Here is an 18,637-nt window from a genome sequence, read left to right as displayed (position 1 = left end):
ATTTTTGTTCCTATCCTACTCCCGTATTTGCTTTCGGTGGAATACTCAATATAGTTTCTTGATTCATAGCTTGTTCCAAGGTTCCTTCTTTTTTTGCGTAAACTGCTGTTAGGTGTTTAAAAACATCCTCTTGTCTATCAGGAAATTTACTCACAATCTCACTAGATAAGTGTTTATTTAGTGGATCATGCCTATCAAAAAACTCATTTAATTTTTGTTCGTACATTTCTGGTGTGTAATTCATAATCTTTTTCCTAAAAAGTAGATAGAATGTACCGAAATATCAAATTATTCAACAATTGTTAACAATTCTACATCAAAAACCAAAACAGTATTTGGTGCAATTGGACCAGAACCTGACTCTCCATACCCTAGTTTTGAAGGAATTAAAAGAACTCCCTTCCCTCCTTCTTTGAAATATTGAATTCCTTCTGTCCAACCTTTTATAACACCTTGCAAATTAAACGAAATTCCATCTTCATCACTTTGGTCAAAAACTGCACCGTCTGTTGTGTAGCCTTTGTATCTAACCCTAACATTATCATTTGCTTCTGGATGATGCCCAGTTCCTAGTTCATTGATCACATAGTACAAGCCCGTGCTTGAGCGAACGGCATCAAGCTTATTTTTTGAAATATACTCCTCAATTTCTTTAATATCTTCATCAAATTGCTCTTCTGTACTAAGGCTTTTCTCACAAGATGTGGTGAAAACCAACATTCCTAAAGAAGCCAATAATAGTATTTTTTTCATTTTATCTTTTTTTCCAAATTTAGTGATTAGTCCTCAATTGTAGTTTATATTTTTAAAATTGATTACACAGAGTGAAACTAATCCAAAAGAAAAGAGGGATCAACGTTTCCGCTGCTCCCTCCTTCAATATTACTTTGTAAATAATTCTAGAATCTCCATCCTAAACGTAAAGATGCCTGAGTACCAATGAATGATTCTTCATAACCAGCCATTTTAATATCATTTTGGAAATCGCTACCCCCTGCTTTGAACATATCAGTTCTTTCTGAATCTTTGTAGTTGAATGCAGTTATACCAACACCTAATTCAGCTCCGATGTATACATTTTCTACAAAATAGAAATCCATACCTAGACCAATTATACCTCCAATTAAAGTGTAACCTCCTTCTGACTCAAAAGAGTGATCAGCATTGTATCCAGCTCCCGGAACTACAGCTCCATCGTTATATGCAGTACCTGTTACTTTCTGAGTTCCAAAACCAAAATTAACTCCTAAATAAGTGTAAGGATCTAATTTTTGAGTTCCTACGAAATGATACTCCGCACCAGCTTGAATGTTAACTGACATTCTATTGATTTCTTGAGTTCCTTCGCCTCCTGAACCGTCCATATTTTCATAAAAACGATTTGTTGTAGACATTGCACTTCCAAGTCCGTCTCCTAAACCAATTTGTAAACGCGCAGCAATATTGTTGTCAACAAAGTAGCGACCTCTTAATGCTGGTGTAGTCCAATTCATTCCGTTTCCGAAATTCTCAATAAGAGTAGTCTCAATTGAGAATGGAGTTGCATCTGTAGCCTTTTCTACATCTGCAAATGTCTGTGCGTTAACATTACTTGCAAACAAAGCAGAAACAGCTAAGCAACCTGTTAAAATAACTTTTTTCATAATTATAAGTTTTAATAATTCGTTCTAAATATAGTAAGTCTGGGAACTAAATCATAGTAATTCATTCAATTCTTTCAATAGCTCAATGTTAATAACCTTTCAATCAATAGATTTGAATCAATAATTTTAGTCAATTTTAATTTTTAAGCCATCAAAGGCAGGCGAAACAGAGTGTGGTAGCTTCGCTGAGATCTCTTCATGGGTTCCAAACAAATGGGAAATATGGGTTAAATAGCTTTGTTTAGGATGTAAGTAATTGATTATATCTAATGCTTCCTCTAAATTTAGGTGTGATACATGCGGTTCTTCACGTAAACAGTCCAATATTAAAACCTCGACTCCTTTAAGTTTCTGAAGTTCCTCAACAGGTATTGTCTTTACGTCTGTCATATAGGCAAAATCACCAATGCGATAACCAAAAACGGGCATTTTATAGTGGTAAGCTAATATAGGAGTAATCATAGGTCCATCTGGTAATTGAAAAGGTTCGTTACCAATAATATTAATTTTAACCCGAGGAACACCTGGATATAAGTTAGCACCGAAAGCATAATGAAACTCCCTTTTTAACGCTGTTGAAACAGCTTCATTGCAAAAGAGTTCCATATCTCGACCCTCCAAGAAATTAAAAGATCTCACATCATCCATTCCTGCAACATGATCCTTATGTTCATGTGTATATATGACAGAGCGAAGACTTCTTACGTCTTCCCTGAGCATTTGTTGTCTAAAATCAGGTCCTGAATCAATTACATAGTTTTGATCATTGTAGGAGATTAATATTGAACTTCTCAAGCGACTATCTCGCGAATCTGTTGACGAACAGACCTCACATTGACAACCAATAACAGGAACACCTTGTGAGGTTCCTGAACCCAATACGGTCACAGTAAACTTATCTTTCATATCCCATAAAAGTATAAACTAATTCTGTTTTAAATATAAAATAGCACAAAAAAGCCCAGACAAATTTGTCTGGGCTTTCAATATAATAAAATAGCAAGTTTTACTTCACTACTTTGAAAGTTTTAACTCCGTTAGCAGTGCGAACGTTTACAAAGTAAATTCCTGCGTTTAACTCAGCAGTATTTACAGTAAAATTACTTGCAGACACAGAAGAAGTATAAACTACGCTTCCAGTTGTTGAAACAAGTTCTACAGACTCAACTAAACCATTTTCGTTTGAAATATTCAATACTTCATTTACAGGATTAGGGTAAACTGAAATACCTGCGAATTCGTTACTTGATAAACCTACGTTATCTATAACACCACAAGGGAAAATCTGGTAACCTTCAGTGTAAGGGTTACTGTTGTCATATTGTTTCCCAATACCTGTTAAGCTGAATGATCCTGTTGGCGTTGGTGTATTCACTAATGAAGATGCGTAAGGAACTCTCACCATAAAAGTATTTGTTCCATCAGTTACGTTAATGTTACCATTATCTGGCCATAGTGCTTCACCATCTACTAAAGTTAGGTTTTCTAATTTGATAAACTGACTTTCAGTTGATTCATCCAACACAGTAACAACAGTTGGAGTTTGTAAAGTAGCTCCTTGAGAAACAACAGTAATTGTCATTGGCTCTATTTGAAGCAAACCAAAGTATTGACTGATTTCTCCTTCAATTGTTACTTCATCTCCTTCAGTTGGTACGAATCCAGCAATATCACTAGAGCTAAAGATGTTAATTCCATCGTTATTATCATCAATTAAAGTTAGGTCATATCCTGAACCTGCTCCTCTAAAATTATTACAGTGAAGAACACCTGTTATTGAAACAAATTCTCCTAAAGAAGTACCAACACCGTCAGCATCCACACCAGTAACATCGGCAATTGTGCTTGCTGTAAAGTCAACGATTTTTCCTTCAAGCGTTACATTAACATCTGTTGCGCCAGCTGAAGTAATTAATAAATCACCATTTGAAGGATTAGCCGCTGCAGTTCCGTTCAATTGAACATAGATTGTAGTTGCAGCAACAGTTCCTGTTCCAAAAGGAATAGTAACTGAGTTTCCAAATCCTGAACCAGAAGTAGTTGAAATTTCGTAGTCTCCAGAGTTAACCGTTACAACGATATCAGCAGTTAAATCTACACCTGAAACATCAAAAGACTCTTCAGAAGAAGGGTTTCCTAGGATTTGGACAAAACCACCAACTACTCCTGCAGAAGCAGATAATGTTGGAGTTCCTGTTGCAGTATGGATATAAGAACCAGCGTTTGCAATAACTTCAAAAGTTGTTGTTCCACATTGTCCGTCTATTCCACCGTTATTGAATGTCCAGTTAGCTTCAACAAAAGTTCCATCAGGACCAGTATAGTCATTTCTTTTTGCGTAACCATCTTTGTATTCCCATGTCTCTCCTGTTCCATCTACTGCCTCAACACCATAAGTGTCAACAACATTAGAAGTTGCAGTTTCGATAATTCTTAATCTATCATCACCATTAACATTCATAACTGAACCAACTACTGCGTGTGAATTTGTAACATTAGGAAATTCAGTAGCAAAACTTGGGTCATCTGCGTGAATGTAAACAAATTCATCTGTTATCGTTCCAATTGGAGATAAATCATAAGTGTTACCCCATGTAGTCCCAGCATTCATTTGATTTTCTAGAGAGTAATTTGAGAAATCCACAGTTCCCTGCGCATAAACTTCAAGTACCTTTGGTACACCTCCTGGGCAATCACCATCCATGATCATTGTAATGATTGGTGTTTGTGCCATTACTGTTGATGTGAAAAACAACATCATTAATAAGTAAATTTTTTTCATAACTATTTTTTATATGTTTGACTACAAAATTAAGATAAGTTCTCTTAAGGTGTATTAAGTTAACATTAAGTCTTTTCCAATAGTTATTAACAATAAACTTGATGCAGGCTATTCCGCAATGATAATTGTTTTGGTGTCATACCCAAAGGCTGAAAAGTGGCCAAGTGCTTCTTTGGACCATTGATTAACTGGATTTGCTGGTGCAGCAGAAACTTCTGACCCTGATGCAATAGCTCTCAATTGATTCAGGTAGTTATATGTTTTTTCACTGTAAGAATTCAATTCAATTTGGACTGTATCCCCCACTTGATAGAGCTCTGAGAAGATTGGAACGCTTTGGGTATTTCCTTCAGAAAAGCTATCATCAAAAAGAAACTCATCTCCCAATTCTTTTCTGTATTCTCCGTTTACTTTACGAATTGCACCGTAATAGTTTGATCCAAAAGGATCTGTAGCATTCATGAAAACAACATAACCTTCTTCAGAAAAAGCGGAGGCCTCCTGAAATTCAGTAGATAATGAATCCAGAGGAACCACATTTTTCAAGTAATCTGATGCTTCGTATGTTTCTCCATCCACTACAATTTTTATTGCATATTCGCTATCAAAGATGGGTACATAGTTCTCAAACAAATAAGTCCCATCTCCTTGGTCAGCAAGTGGAGTAGACACTCCATTTTCATCAATAATCTCAACCTGAGCTCCTTTAATTTGTGGATAGTTTTCAGCTGAGAAAACATCAATGGTTTTAGAAATTCGAACCCAAACCTCTTCCTTTGTTGCGTCGTACCTCGCTTCTAAAACGATCTTTGGTTCTGTGTCATCTACTTTTAAATCAATCACTTTTTGACATGAGGTAGCAGTTAACAAAAATAAAAATGTGATGTAAAGTATATTTTTCATTTTATTTGAAGTTAAAGTTGTAAGTAATTGATGGAATCATTTTAAAGAGTGCTGTTTGAACGGCCTGTGTTTGTCCTGTAGTGTTTCCTTCGAAATCATCAACAAAACTAACCGAGAATGCATTTTCTCTGTTGTAAACATTATAAATGGAGAAACTCAGATTGTGTTTGTAGTTTTTTCGTTCTTTTAAATACCATGTCAGCCCTAAATCCAACCTGTGGTAATCTGGAAGTCTGTTGGCATTTCTTTTGCCCACATAGGGTACTTCATAACCATTCATTTCATAAAGTGCACTTGGGAAAGTTACCGCATCGCCGGTATAATAAACGAAGCTTGTACTCACCACAAACTTCTTGTTAATTTCATAGGTTAAAACTAAATTCACATCATGAATTCTGTCTTGTCTTGCAGAAAACTCCTCTCCTCCATCGATATCATCAAATGATCTCAAAGCGCGTGATAAGGTGTAATTTACCCAACCAGTAAAAGCACCTTTGGTTTTCTTTAGCTGAAATTCAACTCCGTAAGCTTTACCCTTTCCATAAACCAGTTCTCTCTCAATCTGACCATTCAATAGTAAGTTTGCATTGGGCTTGTAGTCGATTTGATTTTGCAACCACTTGTAATAGGTCTCAACAGAAACCTGGTATTCATCTTTCTTGAAATTTTTGTAATAACCTAATGCAATTTGGTCACCTATTTGAGGTTTGACATTATTTGAAGTAGGAACCCATACATCTGTTGGACTACTCGTTGTAGCATTTGTTAACTGGTGTATGTATTGAAATATTCTGTTGTATCCGGCTTTTACTGAATTACTTTCGTTAATGATAAAACTAGCAGACAATCTTGGTTCAAATCCTTGGTAATATTTAATAGATTCCCATGAACTATAAGATCTTTCAGTTAGAATATCTCCATTCTCAGCAAATTCATAGGCTGTTCCTTTCCCCATGTAATTGAACCCTGAATATCTTAATCCATACATCAGAGCCCAACGATTTCCAATACTTTGTTCGTTTTGAATATAAGCACCTAACTCCAAAGCATGACGTTTATCTAATTCAATTTGATTGAATCCTACATTTTCTCCACTTTCTAAAACACCTGGCTCAAAAGTGTGGTGAATTCCATTGAACCCAAATTTGAGACTATTATTAGAGTTTAAGAAATAACTATAATCTTGTTTAAGATTGAAATCTCTGATAGAGGAACGAATTCCAAATCCATCTTCCCCTTGCCCAATAGTGAATTCATAATCAAAGGAACTGTAAATAAATGAAGTATTTACGAAAAGTTTGTCGTTGTATAAATGATTCCAGCGAATAGTTCCTGTTTTGTTCCCCCAATTAAAACCAAAGTCTTCGCTAAGAGCAAATTTATCTCTTCCAAAATATCCTGAAAGATAGATCCTGTCCTTGTCACTGATTTTGTAGTTTACTTTAGCGTTTAAATCATAGAAAAATAATTGAGCATCTCTAATGTCTTCATCAGGAGCAAAAACCAAGAATAAATCTGCGTAACTTCTTCTCCCTGAAATAATAAATGAGCTTTTATCCTTTACAATTGGTCCTTCCAGTGTTAAACGAGATGAAATTAATCCTATTCCACCAGACGCTGCAAGGTTTTTATTGTTTCCGTCTCTCATTCGCACATCCATAACAGAAGAGGCTCTTCCACCATATTCTGCGGGTATTCCGGATTTATATAAGGAAACATCTTTAATGGCATCTGAATTAAAAACAGAGAAAAAGCCTAACAAATGAGAGGCGTTATATACAGTAGATTCATCTAAAAGAATAAGATTTTGATCTGCTCCTCCACCTCTTACATAAAAGCCAGCACTCCCTTCTCCTCCACCTTTGACACCTGGAGTTAACTGTAAGGTTTTCATTACATCTTGTTCACCAAACAAAATAGGGATAGTTTTTATCGACTGAGGATCTAAACGCGTCACTTCCATTTGAGCAGAAGTTATGTTATCGTTTGTTCTTTTAGAAGTTATGTTGACTTCTTCCAATTCCTGCACTTCTTTAGACAAGAAAAGCTCTAAGTTGATTACAGTGTCTTGGGTAAAGGTTAAATTCAGAATTTGCTCTTCAAAACCCGAACTTCTGTAAATTAATTGGTGCTTACCGCTTGGTATAGAAAGGGAATAAAAACCATAAATATTTGCCTTTGCCCCGGTATTCGTCATGTCAGAAACTATAACTGACGCGCCAAAAAGATCCTCTCCATTCCTACCGTCAGTAATGCTCCCGCTGATGGTGATATTTTGAGAAAGTAAAGGAAAGATTGTTACGATGCAAAATACCAGAATCAATAAGCTTTTTTGTTTCATTTTTGTTTTTTATTTAACTTAATTACAATTAATTTTGTAAAATGTTTTAGGTTTTATTTAACTGTTGCTCTTTAACGTTTTTAAAACATCATTCAGTGTTATCCCTTTCGACTTTAGCAGTACTAAATAATGCAATAATAAATCCGCACTTTCTTTAGAAAACAACTCTTTGTCCTTATTCTTTAAATCAACAATCATTTCAATAGCTTCTTGCCCAAATTTCTCGGCAATGTGATTCTCACCGCGATCAAACAAGCTCGATATGTAAGAATTGTCTTTAGGGTTTAATTTTCTATCGTTAATCTTCTTCTCTAGTTGATTACAGTGTCTTGGGTAAAGGTTAAATTCAGAATTTGCTCTTCAAAACCCGAACTTCTGTAAATTAATTGGTGCTTACCGCTTGGTATAGAAAGGGAATAAAAACCATAAATATTTGCCTTTGCCCCGGTATTCGTCATGTCAGAAACTATAACTGACGCGCCAAAAAGATCCTCTCCATTCCTACCGTCAGTAATGCTCCCGCTGATGGTGATATTTTGAGAAAGTAAAGGAAAGATTGTTACGATGCAAAATACCAGAATCAATAAGCTTTTTTGTTTCATTTTTGTTTTTTATTTAACTTAATTACAATTAATTTTGTAAAATGTTTTAGGTTTTATTTAACTGTTGCTCTTTAACGTTTTTAAAACATCATTCAGTGTTATCCCTTTCGACTTTAGCAGTACTAAATAATGCAATAATAAATCCGCACTTTCTTTAGAAAACAACTCTTTGTCCTTATTCTTTAAATCAACAATCATTTCAATAGCTTCTTGCCCAAATTTCTCGGCAATGTGATTCTCACCGCGATCAAACAAGCTCGATATGTAAGAATTGTCTTTAGGGTTTAATTTTCTATCGTTAATCTTCTTCTCTAATTGCTCTAAGATTCCATGTTGGTTAGAAAATGTATCTCCCCAAACAGTCATTTTTCCCTCCTCTCCAATTGCTTGAATGGGCTCAACTTTCATGAGCAATACCCTCTCGTCTTCGTCTAGCTCGACTCCATGAAAAATAAGTGCATTCTTGTCCTTACCTTTTGTCCAAAGTGCTTGCTTTTCATTAGAGAAAAATGTGACTTCCTTTGTTCTCAAAGTAATGTCGTAAGCTTCTTCGTTCATGTAGGCAAACATGAGAACATCATAAGTATTTACATCTTGAATGATTACGGGAATTATTCCATTGTTTTTGTCGAATTCAATTTTCATAATCGTGTTTTTAATCTTAAAATGAATCCTTTGAACTAGATTCATTGCAGGGATAAAGATAAATCAATTTTGGTGATGAAAATGACAAATAATGATAATAAACAGTTTTGAACTATTAAAGGTGTTCTGCCTATTCGAATGGAGGGAGCTTCATAAAAATGATTACATCAATGCGAAATTAATATTGTTCTTTTAAACGAAATTGTATCCGTGGAAGTAAAGACAAATTAAATACTATTTGGATTACTCCCTGAGTTAAATGAATAAATAGCGTTTAGATTTACCAATAATAACACAGCTTTCAACCTTTGTTCCTGCGTAATTATCATTAGAATAATGAAACTCACCTCCTAGTTTCACACAGAAAATATAGAATAAAAACTGTTTATGAATATTCTATAACTTGCTATCTATTAGGTTGAAAAAAGAAAAGATTGCTCTACAACCTATAAAAGCAGGATGTAGAGCAATCTTTACATTTAAATTTAATTATAGAAAACCGAGCTTTACTTTTTATGCAACTGAGCAAAATCTTTAGCGTGGTAAGTCAAAATAGCGTTTGCTCCTGCTCTTCTCATAGACAATAGCGTTTCTTGCATTGTAGCGTCATAATTTAACCATCCATTATTTGCAGCGGCTTTGACCATAGCATATTCTCCTGAAACATTATATGCTGTGATTGGTAAAACAAAATTTTCCTTCAATGAATGAATCACATCTAAATAAGCCAATGCTGGTTTTACCATTAAAAAGTCTGCTCCTTCCTCGATGTCTAACATGGCTTCAAGCAAAGCTTCTTTCTTGTTGGCAGGATTCATTTGATACGTCTTCTTATCTCCGGATTTTGGAGTAGAATCTAAAGCATCTCTAAACGGTCCGTAAAATGCACTTGCATATTTTGCACTGTAGGCCATTATGCTTGTTTGATCGTAATCATTATCATCTAGCGTTTCACGAATTATAGCAATTCTTCCATCCATCATGTCTGAAGGTCCGATAATATCAAACCCTGCTTGTGCTTGGGCTAAACTCATATTGGCCAAAACGGGAAGAGTTTCATCGTTTAAAATGATTCCGTTTTCAACTATTCCATCATGTCCATCAGTGCTGTATGGATCCAAAGCAACATCACTCATTAATGAAATTTGAGGAAAACGCTTTTTAATTTCTGTAGCTACTTTTAAGTAAAAGTTCTTTTCGTCTGCACTGTATTCCCCTCTTTTAGTTTTGTATTTCTCTGGAACAACAGGGAAAAGCACAAAGTTTTGAATTCCTAATTCAACACATTCTTCGATTTCAGAAAGTACTTTCTCAGTTCCCCAACGAAAAATACCAGGCATAGAGGCGATCTCTGATTTTTCATCTGGATTTTCGGCTACAAACAATGGGTAAATTAAGTGTGAAACGCTTAAGTTCGTTTCTTCAACCATTCCTCTAATGGCTGCTGATTTTCTATTTCTACGTGGGCGCTGATACATATCTATAAATTGTTTTTAATTAAAATCTAATCAATTGAATTCAGCTTACAAATTTAGGACAAAAAGGGCTTGGTTGCTGTTTTTATGCTAAAAAGTCTGTGAATTACCAGTGATTTGAGCAATAATGAACCAATTGAAACCAAACCTAAACTGTAAAAGCCTAAAAGCAAACGCTTTTTTACGAGGAGCTAAATCTTACTGTTGTTTAAATTAGTTGCTCAACAATAAATGATTTGGCCCAATATGAAACAATGGTTTTCAGCCACATCGCGAGTCCACAGGTGAGGCACGAAAATACAGATATTCGAATCTGGTTAAAGTCAGGACAATCTGCGAAAAAAATAAGTCTTCGATTAAGTATAAAAGAGTTAGCAACTAATTCAAATCATTCGTTAATTTTGTGATAATTCGACTGGCTCTTCACCCTATTTTAGTAGTTTAGAGCCAAAGAAAAACAGTAACTTTCTTTATAAATGAATAACAAAGCATTGTTTTTGACAAAGAATATACAGCTTCTTAAGAGATTAGGAATCATTTTGCTGATGATGAGTTTGTCTAGAATTATCTTTTTCATTGTAAATTCTGATGCATTTACTGGGGTTAAGTTCTACGATTTTCTAGTGGGAATTTGGATGGATGCAATAACCATAGGAATGTACGCTATTCCATTTTACATATTTTCTCTATTGCCTTTTCCAATTTATCAGAAAAAAGGCTATCAAACTTTTCTAAAAACGATTTTTCACATTACAAACTCCGTGATCATCGGCTTCAATCTAGTGGATGTTGAGTATTTTAAGTTTACCGCAAAACGAAGCACCGCTGATTTGTTTTCCATGGTTTCTACTGGAAATGACATCAATCAATTATTCGTGACTTTTATGATTGATTTTTGGTGGTTAATTCTAATTTATATTTTAATGATTATTATTAGCAATTGGCTCTACAACAAGACGATCAATTACGGGAATAAAGTGGGAAATGTTTATGTGGATATTCTTAATTTCCTTGTTGTGTTTGCGTTACTATTCATTATTGGTCGTGGCGGATTGGCTTACAGACCCGCAGATATGCTAACAGCATCTCAATTAACAAACCCTGATAAAACGGCACTTGTTGCCAACACACCATTGTCCATAATAAAGACGATAGGTAAATCTTCACTAACGGAACAAAATTTCTTTGAGGAAAACAGTGAAAAAATATACGCCCCGATTCACAAAGGAAGCAAAGAGCATCAATTGCGAAAGGATGTAAATATAATGGTGATTATTCTAGAAAGTTTCGGGAATGAATGGATTGGAAAAAAAACAGGAAAGGAATTCACGCCATTCTTGGATTCATTATTGGATCAATCCCTTTATTTTGACAATGCTTTTGCGAATGGGAAGAAATCCATAGAAGCTGTTCCTGCTATTTTCGCGGGTATACCAAGTCTACTCGACAACCCCTATATTTCTTCGGCTTACGGAACGAATGCGATTACAGCATTCCCCCAACTTTTGAAAGAAAAAGGCTATTCCTCTGCTTTCTATCATGGAGCAACAAATGGATCGATGAAATTTGATGTGTTTACAGCGCATTTGGGATTTGATCATTATTTTGGCAGGAAAGAATTTGACAATGAGAAACATACCGATGAAACTTGGGGAGTTTTAGATGAATATTTCATGCCTTGGACAGCGAAATCTATTACCCAAGAATTGAAAGAGCCATTTATGGCTGGATTGTTTACATTGTCTTCCCATCACCCCTACTTCGTTCCTGAAGAACACAGGAATAATTTGCCAACAGGAAAACATCCAATGGGTAAATCTATTGCTTATGCAGACATGAGTTTACGTTTGTTTTTTGAAGAAGCAAAAAAACAAGACTGGTATGAGAATACTGTGTTTGTGATTTGTGCAGACCATACGCCAGCAGGAACAACTATGCGATACAATAGGAGAATAGGAATGTATCAAATACCTATTGCATTTTTTGATCCTCAAGGTCAAATTAAACCACGGGTGAATAGTCAATTGTTTAATCAGATAGATATTATGCCTAGTCTTCTAGATTTAGTAGGGTATTCAAAAGATGTTTATACTTTCGGAAACTCCTATTTATCTAACCAAAACGAAGCCTTTTCAATAAATTATATTGCCAATTCACACATGTTGTTTAAAGGTGACTACATGCTAAACTTTGTTCATGATAAAGCTACTGGCCTATATAACTACAAGACGGATACACTCATGATGAAAGATTCACTGTCGTTTTATCCCGCAGTTGAAAAAGAGATGACCGAACAGTTAAAAGGAATTATTCAGCGTTACAACAACGACTTGATTCACAATACGATGAAATTGAAATGAAAAAGAGTATTCGTTTTATAATTAATCCGATTTCGGGTATTGGTAAAAAGAATATTTTACCAAAATTGATTCAGAAGTACTTGGATCACAAGGTTTTCACCCATGACATTGTTTTTACCGAACACAGAGGTCATGCCAGAGCACTCAGTAAAACAGCTGCAGATGAGGGTGTAAATATCGTATGCATTGCGGGTGGAGATGGATCTGTAAATGAGGCAGGCACAGCTCTAGTGGGCACGAATACTTCCTTAGCTATCTTGCCCACTGGTTCAGGAAATGGTATAGCTCGTCATTTGGGCTTGTCGCTGAAATTAAAAAAAGTAATTCAGCGCATCAATGAACAGCAGTTTGATTTTGTGGATACAGTTACCATTAATGATAGAAAAGGAATTGGGGTTTCTGGATTTGGATTTGATGCTTTAATTGCAAAAAGATTTGATGAATATCATACCCGTGGGTTTCTGAGCTACATAAAATTGGTGCTGAAAGAGTTTAGAAATTATGAAGCAATAAGTGTGGTTCTAAATGACAAAGATGAATATAAAAATTTGCTGTTTTGCAGTGTTGCTAATACTTCTCAATTTGGAAACGGATTTTATATATCGCCAGAAACCAATATGAAAGATGGACAATTTGAAATAGTGATAGTTGAATTGCCTCCTACCATGGCTTTTATCGGTTTACTGCTCGCTTCTGTTCGCGGAACAGTTCATAAATCCAAATATGTAACGCTCATTCAAACGAGTGAGGCTCAAATTAAAGTAAAAAACAATGCAGCCCACATTGATGGAGAGCCTGTCAATTTAAAGGATTTATCTATCCAATTAAAGTGTAAGCCTGCATCATTATCTGTAGTCGTATGATAGCAAAATTAGAACCATCTTGGGAACGGGTTTTGAGTGAAGAGATTTCCAAAGATTATTTTAAAGCATTAGAAACTGAAATTTCAAAAGAATACGAACAATGTACCTGTTACCCAAAAAGAGAAGAAATATTTGCTGGTTTCAATTTCACTCCTTTTGATGAAGTGAAAGTGGTAATTATCGGACAAGACCCATATCATGGCAATGGTCAAGCGAATGGTCTGTGCTTTTCTGTGAATAGGGATGTTACCCCTCCACCGTCATTAATCAACATTTTCAAAGAGTTAAATCAAGACTTGGGAATTGCATTTCCTAACAATGGAGATCTATCTCATTGGGCAAAGCAAGGCGTTTTGTTACTGAACGCTACTCTAACTGTTAAAGCTCATGAAGCAGCTTCGCACCAAGGAATAGGTTGGGAGCAATTTACAGACAAAGTGATTCAAGTCATTTCAAAAGAAAAGGAGAATGTGATTTTTCTTTTGTGGGGTGGATTTGCAAAAAAGAAAGCAAAACTAATTGACGCCAGCAAGCATTTTATTCTTACCAGCGGTCATCCTTCGCCATTAAGTGCTAATAGAGGTTATTGGTTTGGAAATAAGCATTTTAGTCAAACAAACGAAATCTTGAAAAAAAATGGAAAAGAAACTATTAATTGGGAGAAGCAAGTAAAATGATAGGGACGATTATCATTTTCCTGCTTCTAATATTCCTATTTTACATTTTTATCAGTGCTTCATTTTTCAGATTCTACCATTCTCTACAAAGCTATAATAGCCATTATCACAAACGATTAAGTGATCTAACACTGGCATATCTATAAGTTTTCCGAATTCAATAAAATTTCTGGTTAAATTTATGTCTTGCTTGCTGGGGATTAACCTGCCAGATGGGTGATTATGAGCGAGAATGCAGGAAGAAGCTTTCATATCGAGAAGTTCTTTAAAAATAAGTTTACCATCTGCCACTGTTCCAGAGCGACCTCCTTGAGAAACAAGTTTGTTGCCTATTATTCTGTTGCTTCTCGACAGTCCAATTACCCTGAATTGTTCATGGTCTAGGTCCATAAAGTCCTGCTTAATGAACTTATACACATCACTTGCGTGTCCAACTTTGGGATTTATGGGAACTTCAGTTTCTGCTCTTCTTCGTCCCAATTCCATCACCGCGATAACGCTAATTGCTTTTGCTTCGCCTACTCCAGAAAACTTCATAAGTTCTGCCTGGTTCATTTTACCCAGATGATAGAGATTATCCTTATTTGCGGTTAGGATTTCTTTTGCTAATTCAACAGCTGATTTTTTTCGTGTTCCTGAACCCAAAACGATAGCCAATAACTCCGCATTCGTTAAGGAGTTTCTGCCTTTATGTTGAAGTTTTTCGCGTGGTCTGTCCTCTTCTGCCCATGATTTAATTGTGGTGGTATTCTTATACATTTATCTTAATTTAGGTTATTATTAGAATTAAGATAGTGAAATAGTTGAAATACACAATGGTTGGTGATGTTTTTTATTGGGAATACCCAAATTTTATTTGTAGGCATGCCCAATTTTTTTTTTGTAGGCATGCCCAAATTGTTTTTGTAGGCATGCCCAAATTGTTTTTGTAGGCATGCCCAAATTGTTTTTGTAGGCATGCCCAAATTGGGCAAGCCTACAAAAAAATGCTGCTCCAAATTGGAACAGCATTTTAAATATAATTCTAATTAAACTATTATGCGTTTGCTTTCTCTCTAATCAAGTTCAAAGCACTTCCCGCCTTAAACCACGCAATTTGCTGAGAATTGTAGGTGTGATTCAACTTGATGTCCTCTTTTGAGCCATCAGCATGAACAAGCTCTAAGGTAATCTGCTTGTCTGGAGCGAATTGATCTAAATCTAGGAAATTGAAAGTATCATCTTCTTTGATTTTTTCGTAATCCGCTTCATTTGCGAAAGTCAAACCTAGCATTCCTTGTTTCTTTAGGTTAGTTTCATGAATACGCGCAAAAGATTTAACTATTACTGCAATAACCCCTAAGTGACGAGGTTCCATTGCCGCGTGTTCACGTGAAGATCCTTCACCATAATTATGATCTCCAACAACAATTGATGGAATTCCAGCAGCTTTGTATGCACGAGCCGTAGCAGGAACTTCACCTTTTTCACCCGTTAGTTGGTTTACGACTTCATTTGTTGCTTTTCCGAATGCGTTAACCGCACCGATTAAACAGTTATTTGAGATATTATCTAGGTGCCCACGGTAACGTAACCAAGGTCCAGCCATAGAAATATGGTCAGTTGTACATTTTCCAAATGCTTTAATTAACAGTCTCATTCCTGAGATATTCTTACCATCCCACTCTTTAAAAGGCGTCAATAATTGTAAACGCTCAGAATCTGGTTTTACAACTACCTCAATACCACTACCATCTTTTGCAGGTTCTTGGTATCCGTTATCTTCAACATCAAATCCTTTTTCTGGCAATTCAGTTCCTGTTGGAGGATCCAATTTAATTTGTTCTCCATCTTCGTTTGTTAATGTATCCGTTAGTGGATTAAAGTCCAAACGACCAGCAATTGCCATTGCAGCCACCAACTCAGGTGATGTTACGAAAGCGTGGGTATTTGGATTTCCGTCCGCACGTTTCGAGAAGTTTCTATTGAAAGAATGAATGATTGTATTTTTCTCTTGCTTATCAGCTCCTGCTCTGTCCCACTGTCCAATACAAGGTCCACAAGCATTTGTAAATATTGTTGCATCTAAATCTTCGAATACGCCCAATAAGCCGTCACGTTCTGCGGTAAAGCGTACTTGCTCAGATCCAGGATTAATTCCGAAATCAGATTTTGTTTTCAATTTTTTATCTACCGCTTGCTTTGCAATTGAAGCTGCACGCGTTAAATCTTCATAAGAAGAGTTGGTACATGAACCAATCAGTCCCCATTCAATATCTAAAGGCCATCCTTCTTTTTTTGCGACTTCACCCAATTTATCGATAGGCGTTGCTAAATCCGGAGTAAAAGGTCCATTCACATGAGGCATTAATTCGCTCAAGTTAATTTCAATTACTTGGTCGAAGTATTTTTCTGGTTCAGCATAAACTTCTGGGTCACCAGTTAAGTGATCTGCTACTTTATCTGCTAACTCAACAACATCTGCACGATCTGTTGCTTTAAGGTAACGGCGCATAGAATCATCATAACCGAAAGTTGAAGTTGTTGCTCCAATTTCAGCTCCCATGTTACAGATTGTTCCTTTTCCAGTTGCAGAAAGAGATTTTGCACCTTCTCCGAAATATTCAACGATACAACCTGTTCCTCCTTTCACTGTTAAGATTCCAGCCACTTTTAGAATAACATCTTTAGACGCTGTCCATCCGCTCAATTTACCTGTTAATTTAACTCCAATTAATTTTGGAAATTTAAGTTCCCAAGGCATTCCGGCCATAACATCTACTGCATCAGCACCACCAACACCAATAGCAACCATTCCTAATCCACCAGCATTTACTGTGTGAGAGTCGGTTCCAATCATCATTCCACCAGGAAATGCATAATTTTCTAAAACTACTTGGTGAATAATACCTGCACCAGGCTTCCAAAATCCAATTCCATATTTATTACAAACTGAACTTAGGAAGTTAAATACTTCGTTATTTTTATTTAAACTTTCTTGTAAATCTTTATCAGCTCCTAATTTTGCTTGAATAAGGTGATCTGCGTGTGCGGTAGAAGGAACGGCTACCTTATCTTTCCCCGCTTGCATAAATTGCAACAAAGCCATTTGTGCGGTAGCATCTTGCATTGCTACTCTATCTGGAGCAAAATCTACGTATGAACCACCACGCTTGAACTCCGTATCTGCAGCACCATCCCAAAGGTGAGTGTAGAGAATTTTCTCTGACAAGGTCAAAGGCTTGTTCACTACTTTTCGTGCCGCAGCAATACGTTCTGGGTATCGCTCATAAACGGCTTTAATCATATCAATATCAAAGGCCATAATATATTTATTTTGTATTTAAAATTTAATTTTTTTAAGCATGGCGAATATAGCAAAATACACCTTCAATAGCAAGCTAAGAAAAGCTTTTATCTTAAACTATACTTATTTATACGCAATCAAAATACTTAACGAAATAGATCAAGGCTCTGTTTGTCTTGAAATCTTCTGCTTGAACAGAAAGGAACAAGTCCTGAAACTAGGGAAAGCGTTTTGTATTTTGACACACGATTCGCCAACTGAAAGCGCTACTAAAAGGACTAACTGCTTGGAATATTTTTAACGAAAATATGTTTTGATCTACTGTTTGGAGCTTGACGCTCTTCAACTTCTATAGTTCCAATAGAGTTAATTAAAGGTGTTAGCTTGTAGAAACCAAAATTTCTTGGGTCAAAATTAGGTTGCTTTTTGTTAATTAAAGAACCAACATCTCCTAAAAATGCCCAACCATCATCGTCTGCACAATCGTAAATGGTTTGTCTGATGAGACGAGTGACCGTAGGCGTAATATTTTGTACCGTTTTCTTGGTCTTTGATTTCGATTTTCCCTTCCCTTTTTTATCGTCTTTCTCATCTACTTCGTCCGCTTTTAGAATTTCTAGGTAGATGAATTTATCGCATGCCACTATAAAAGGCTCAGGCGTTTTCTTCTCCCCTATTCCAATCACATATTGACTTGACTCTCTCAACCTTGTTGCTAATCTTGTAAAATCTGAATCTGAGGAAACTATACAAAAGCCATCCGTTTTACCCCCGTATAAAATATCCATAGCGTCGATAATCATCGCAGAATCTGTTGCATTTTTACCTTGCGTATATCCATATTGCTGAATGGGTTGAATAGCATTTTCTAATAAAATACTTTTCCATTTGGACAAGTGTGGTTTCGTCCAATCACCATAAATTCTTTTAATTGATGGAGTTCCGTATTTTGCAATTTCCTCCATCATTTCTTTGATGTATCGGCTAGGTATGTTGTCGCCATCTATTAAGACGGCTAAATTTGAATCTTTATTCATTTAATTTAATTTGATTAGAAATG

The 18,637-nt window shown here is 35.8% G+C and carries 17 protein-coding genes; 3 read left to right on the top strand and 14 right to left on the bottom strand.

Going from position 1 to position 18,637, the window contains the following annotated elements; genetic code table 11:
* Nucleotides 1-10: 10 nt before the first annotated feature.
* From DIT68_RS02175 to hemB, 11 genes are all read right to left on the bottom strand, one after another.
* Entirely contained in the window at nucleotides 11-244 is a 234-nt protein-coding gene (locus DIT68_RS02175; protein ID WP_109358169.1) for a hypothetical protein, read from the bottom strand.
* A gap of 44 nt (nucleotides 245-288) precedes the next feature.
* A complete protein-coding gene (locus tag DIT68_RS02170) occupies nucleotides 289-753 on the bottom strand; it encodes an FKBP-type peptidyl-prolyl cis-trans isomerase (protein WP_109358168.1) in 465 nt (154 codons plus the stop codon).
* Between the two features lie 146 nt (nucleotides 754-899).
* Nucleotides 900-1,643 carry a hypothetical protein gene (locus DIT68_RS02165; RefSeq protein ID WP_109358167.1) on the bottom strand — a complete coding sequence of 248 codons (744 nt, stop codon included), beginning with the start codon at nucleotides 1,641-1,643 and terminating at the stop codon, nucleotides 900-902.
* 126 nt (nucleotides 1,644-1,769) lie between these two features.
* Nucleotides 1,770-2,549, bottom strand: coding sequence for an MBL fold metallo-hydrolase (locus DIT68_RS02160; RefSeq protein ID WP_109358166.1), 780 nt, complete (start codon nucleotides 2,547-2,549; stop codon nucleotides 1,770-1,772).
* 100 nt (nucleotides 2,550-2,649) lie between these two features.
* Nucleotides 2,650-4,425 (bottom strand): T9SS type A sorting domain-containing protein, encoded by a 1,776-nt coding sequence (locus DIT68_RS02155; RefSeq protein ID WP_109358165.1) that lies wholly within the window; start codon nucleotides 4,423-4,425, stop codon nucleotides 2,650-2,652.
* A gap of 108 nt (nucleotides 4,426-4,533) precedes the next feature.
* Nucleotides 4,534-5,328: a DUF4249 domain-containing protein gene (locus DIT68_RS02150; RefSeq protein ID WP_109358164.1), complete on the bottom strand. Its 795-nt coding sequence runs from the start codon at nucleotides 5,326-5,328 to the stop codon at nucleotides 4,534-4,536.
* A 1-nt stretch (nucleotide 5,329) separates the two neighbouring features.
* A complete protein-coding gene (locus DIT68_RS02145; RefSeq protein ID WP_109358163.1) occupies nucleotides 5,330-7,669 on the bottom strand; it encodes a TonB-dependent receptor in 2,340 nt (779 codons plus the stop codon).
* Nucleotides 7,670-7,726: 57 nt separating this feature from the next.
* Nucleotides 7,727-7,933, bottom strand: a complete 207-nt coding sequence (gene hisE / locus DIT68_RS02140; RefSeq protein WP_233244142.1) for a phosphoribosyl-ATP diphosphatase — start codon at nucleotides 7,931-7,933, stop codon at nucleotides 7,727-7,729.
* Between the two features lie 47 nt (nucleotides 7,934-7,980).
* Nucleotides 7,981-8,271 carry a carboxypeptidase-like regulatory domain-containing protein gene (locus DIT68_RS02135; RefSeq protein ID WP_109358161.1) on the bottom strand — a complete coding sequence of 97 codons (291 nt, stop codon included), beginning with the start codon at nucleotides 8,269-8,271 and terminating at the stop codon, nucleotides 7,981-7,983.
* A gap of 57 nt (nucleotides 8,272-8,328) precedes the next feature.
* On the bottom strand, nucleotides 8,329-8,916 hold the full coding sequence (gene hisIE / locus DIT68_RS02130) for a bifunctional phosphoribosyl-AMP cyclohydrolase/phosphoribosyl-ATP diphosphatase HisIE (protein ID WP_158276092.1): 588 nt from the start codon (nucleotides 8,914-8,916) through the stop codon (nucleotides 8,329-8,331).
* Nucleotides 8,917-9,422: 506 nt separating this feature from the next.
* Nucleotides 9,423-10,394 (bottom strand): porphobilinogen synthase, encoded by a 972-nt coding sequence (hemB, locus tag DIT68_RS02125; protein ID WP_199223363.1) that lies wholly within the window; start codon nucleotides 10,392-10,394, stop codon nucleotides 9,423-9,425.
* Between the two features lie 473 nt (nucleotides 10,395-10,867).
* Between hemB and DIT68_RS02120 the strand changes: the two genes are divergently transcribed.
* Genes DIT68_RS02120 through ung form a run of 3 tightly spaced genes read left to right on the top strand, consistent with a single transcriptional unit; the run spans nucleotide 10,868 to nucleotide 14,291 of the window.
* Nucleotides 10,868-12,751 carry an LTA synthase family protein gene (locus DIT68_RS02120; RefSeq protein WP_109358158.1) on the top strand — a complete coding sequence of 628 codons (1,884 nt, stop codon included), beginning with the start codon at nucleotides 10,868-10,870 and terminating at the stop codon, nucleotides 12,749-12,751.
* Complete coding sequence (locus DIT68_RS02115; protein WP_109358157.1) at nucleotides 12,748-13,614, top strand: diacylglycerol/lipid kinase family protein; 867 nt, start codon at nucleotides 12,748-12,750, stop codon at nucleotides 13,612-13,614. Before DIT68_RS02120 ends, DIT68_RS02115 begins: the two co-directional genes overlap by 4 nt.
* On the top strand, nucleotides 13,611-14,291 hold the full coding sequence (gene ung, locus DIT68_RS02110) for a uracil-DNA glycosylase (protein WP_109358156.1): 681 nt from the start codon (nucleotides 13,611-13,613) through the stop codon (nucleotides 14,289-14,291). Before DIT68_RS02115 ends, ung begins: the two co-directional genes overlap by 4 nt.
* A 66-nt stretch (nucleotides 14,292-14,357) precedes the next feature.
* Here the strand turns inward: ung and radC are convergent, their stop codons facing one another.
* The 3 genes from radC to DIT68_RS02090 form a co-directional block, all read right to left on the bottom strand.
* A complete protein-coding gene (radC, locus tag DIT68_RS02105) occupies nucleotides 14,358-15,050 on the bottom strand; it encodes a RadC family protein (RefSeq protein WP_109358155.1) in 693 nt (230 codons plus the stop codon).
* Nucleotides 15,051-15,327: 277 nt separating this feature from the next.
* Nucleotides 15,328-17,595 (bottom strand): aconitate hydratase, encoded by a 2,268-nt coding sequence (locus DIT68_RS02095; RefSeq protein ID WP_109358153.1) that lies wholly within the window; start codon nucleotides 17,593-17,595, stop codon nucleotides 15,328-15,330.
* A gap of 260 nt (nucleotides 17,596-17,855) precedes the next feature.
* Entirely contained in the window at nucleotides 17,856-18,614 is a 759-nt protein-coding gene (locus DIT68_RS02090; protein WP_109358152.1) for an NYN domain-containing protein, read from the bottom strand.
* Between the last annotated feature and the right edge of the window lie 23 nt (nucleotides 18,615-18,637).

This window comes from Brumimicrobium oceani (assembly GCF_003143775.1).
Lineage (GTDB): Bacteria > Bacteroidota > Bacteroidia > Flavobacteriales_D > Crocinitomicaceae > Brumimicrobium > Brumimicrobium oceani.
This window is presented reverse-complemented; position numbering and strand designations above follow the sequence as displayed.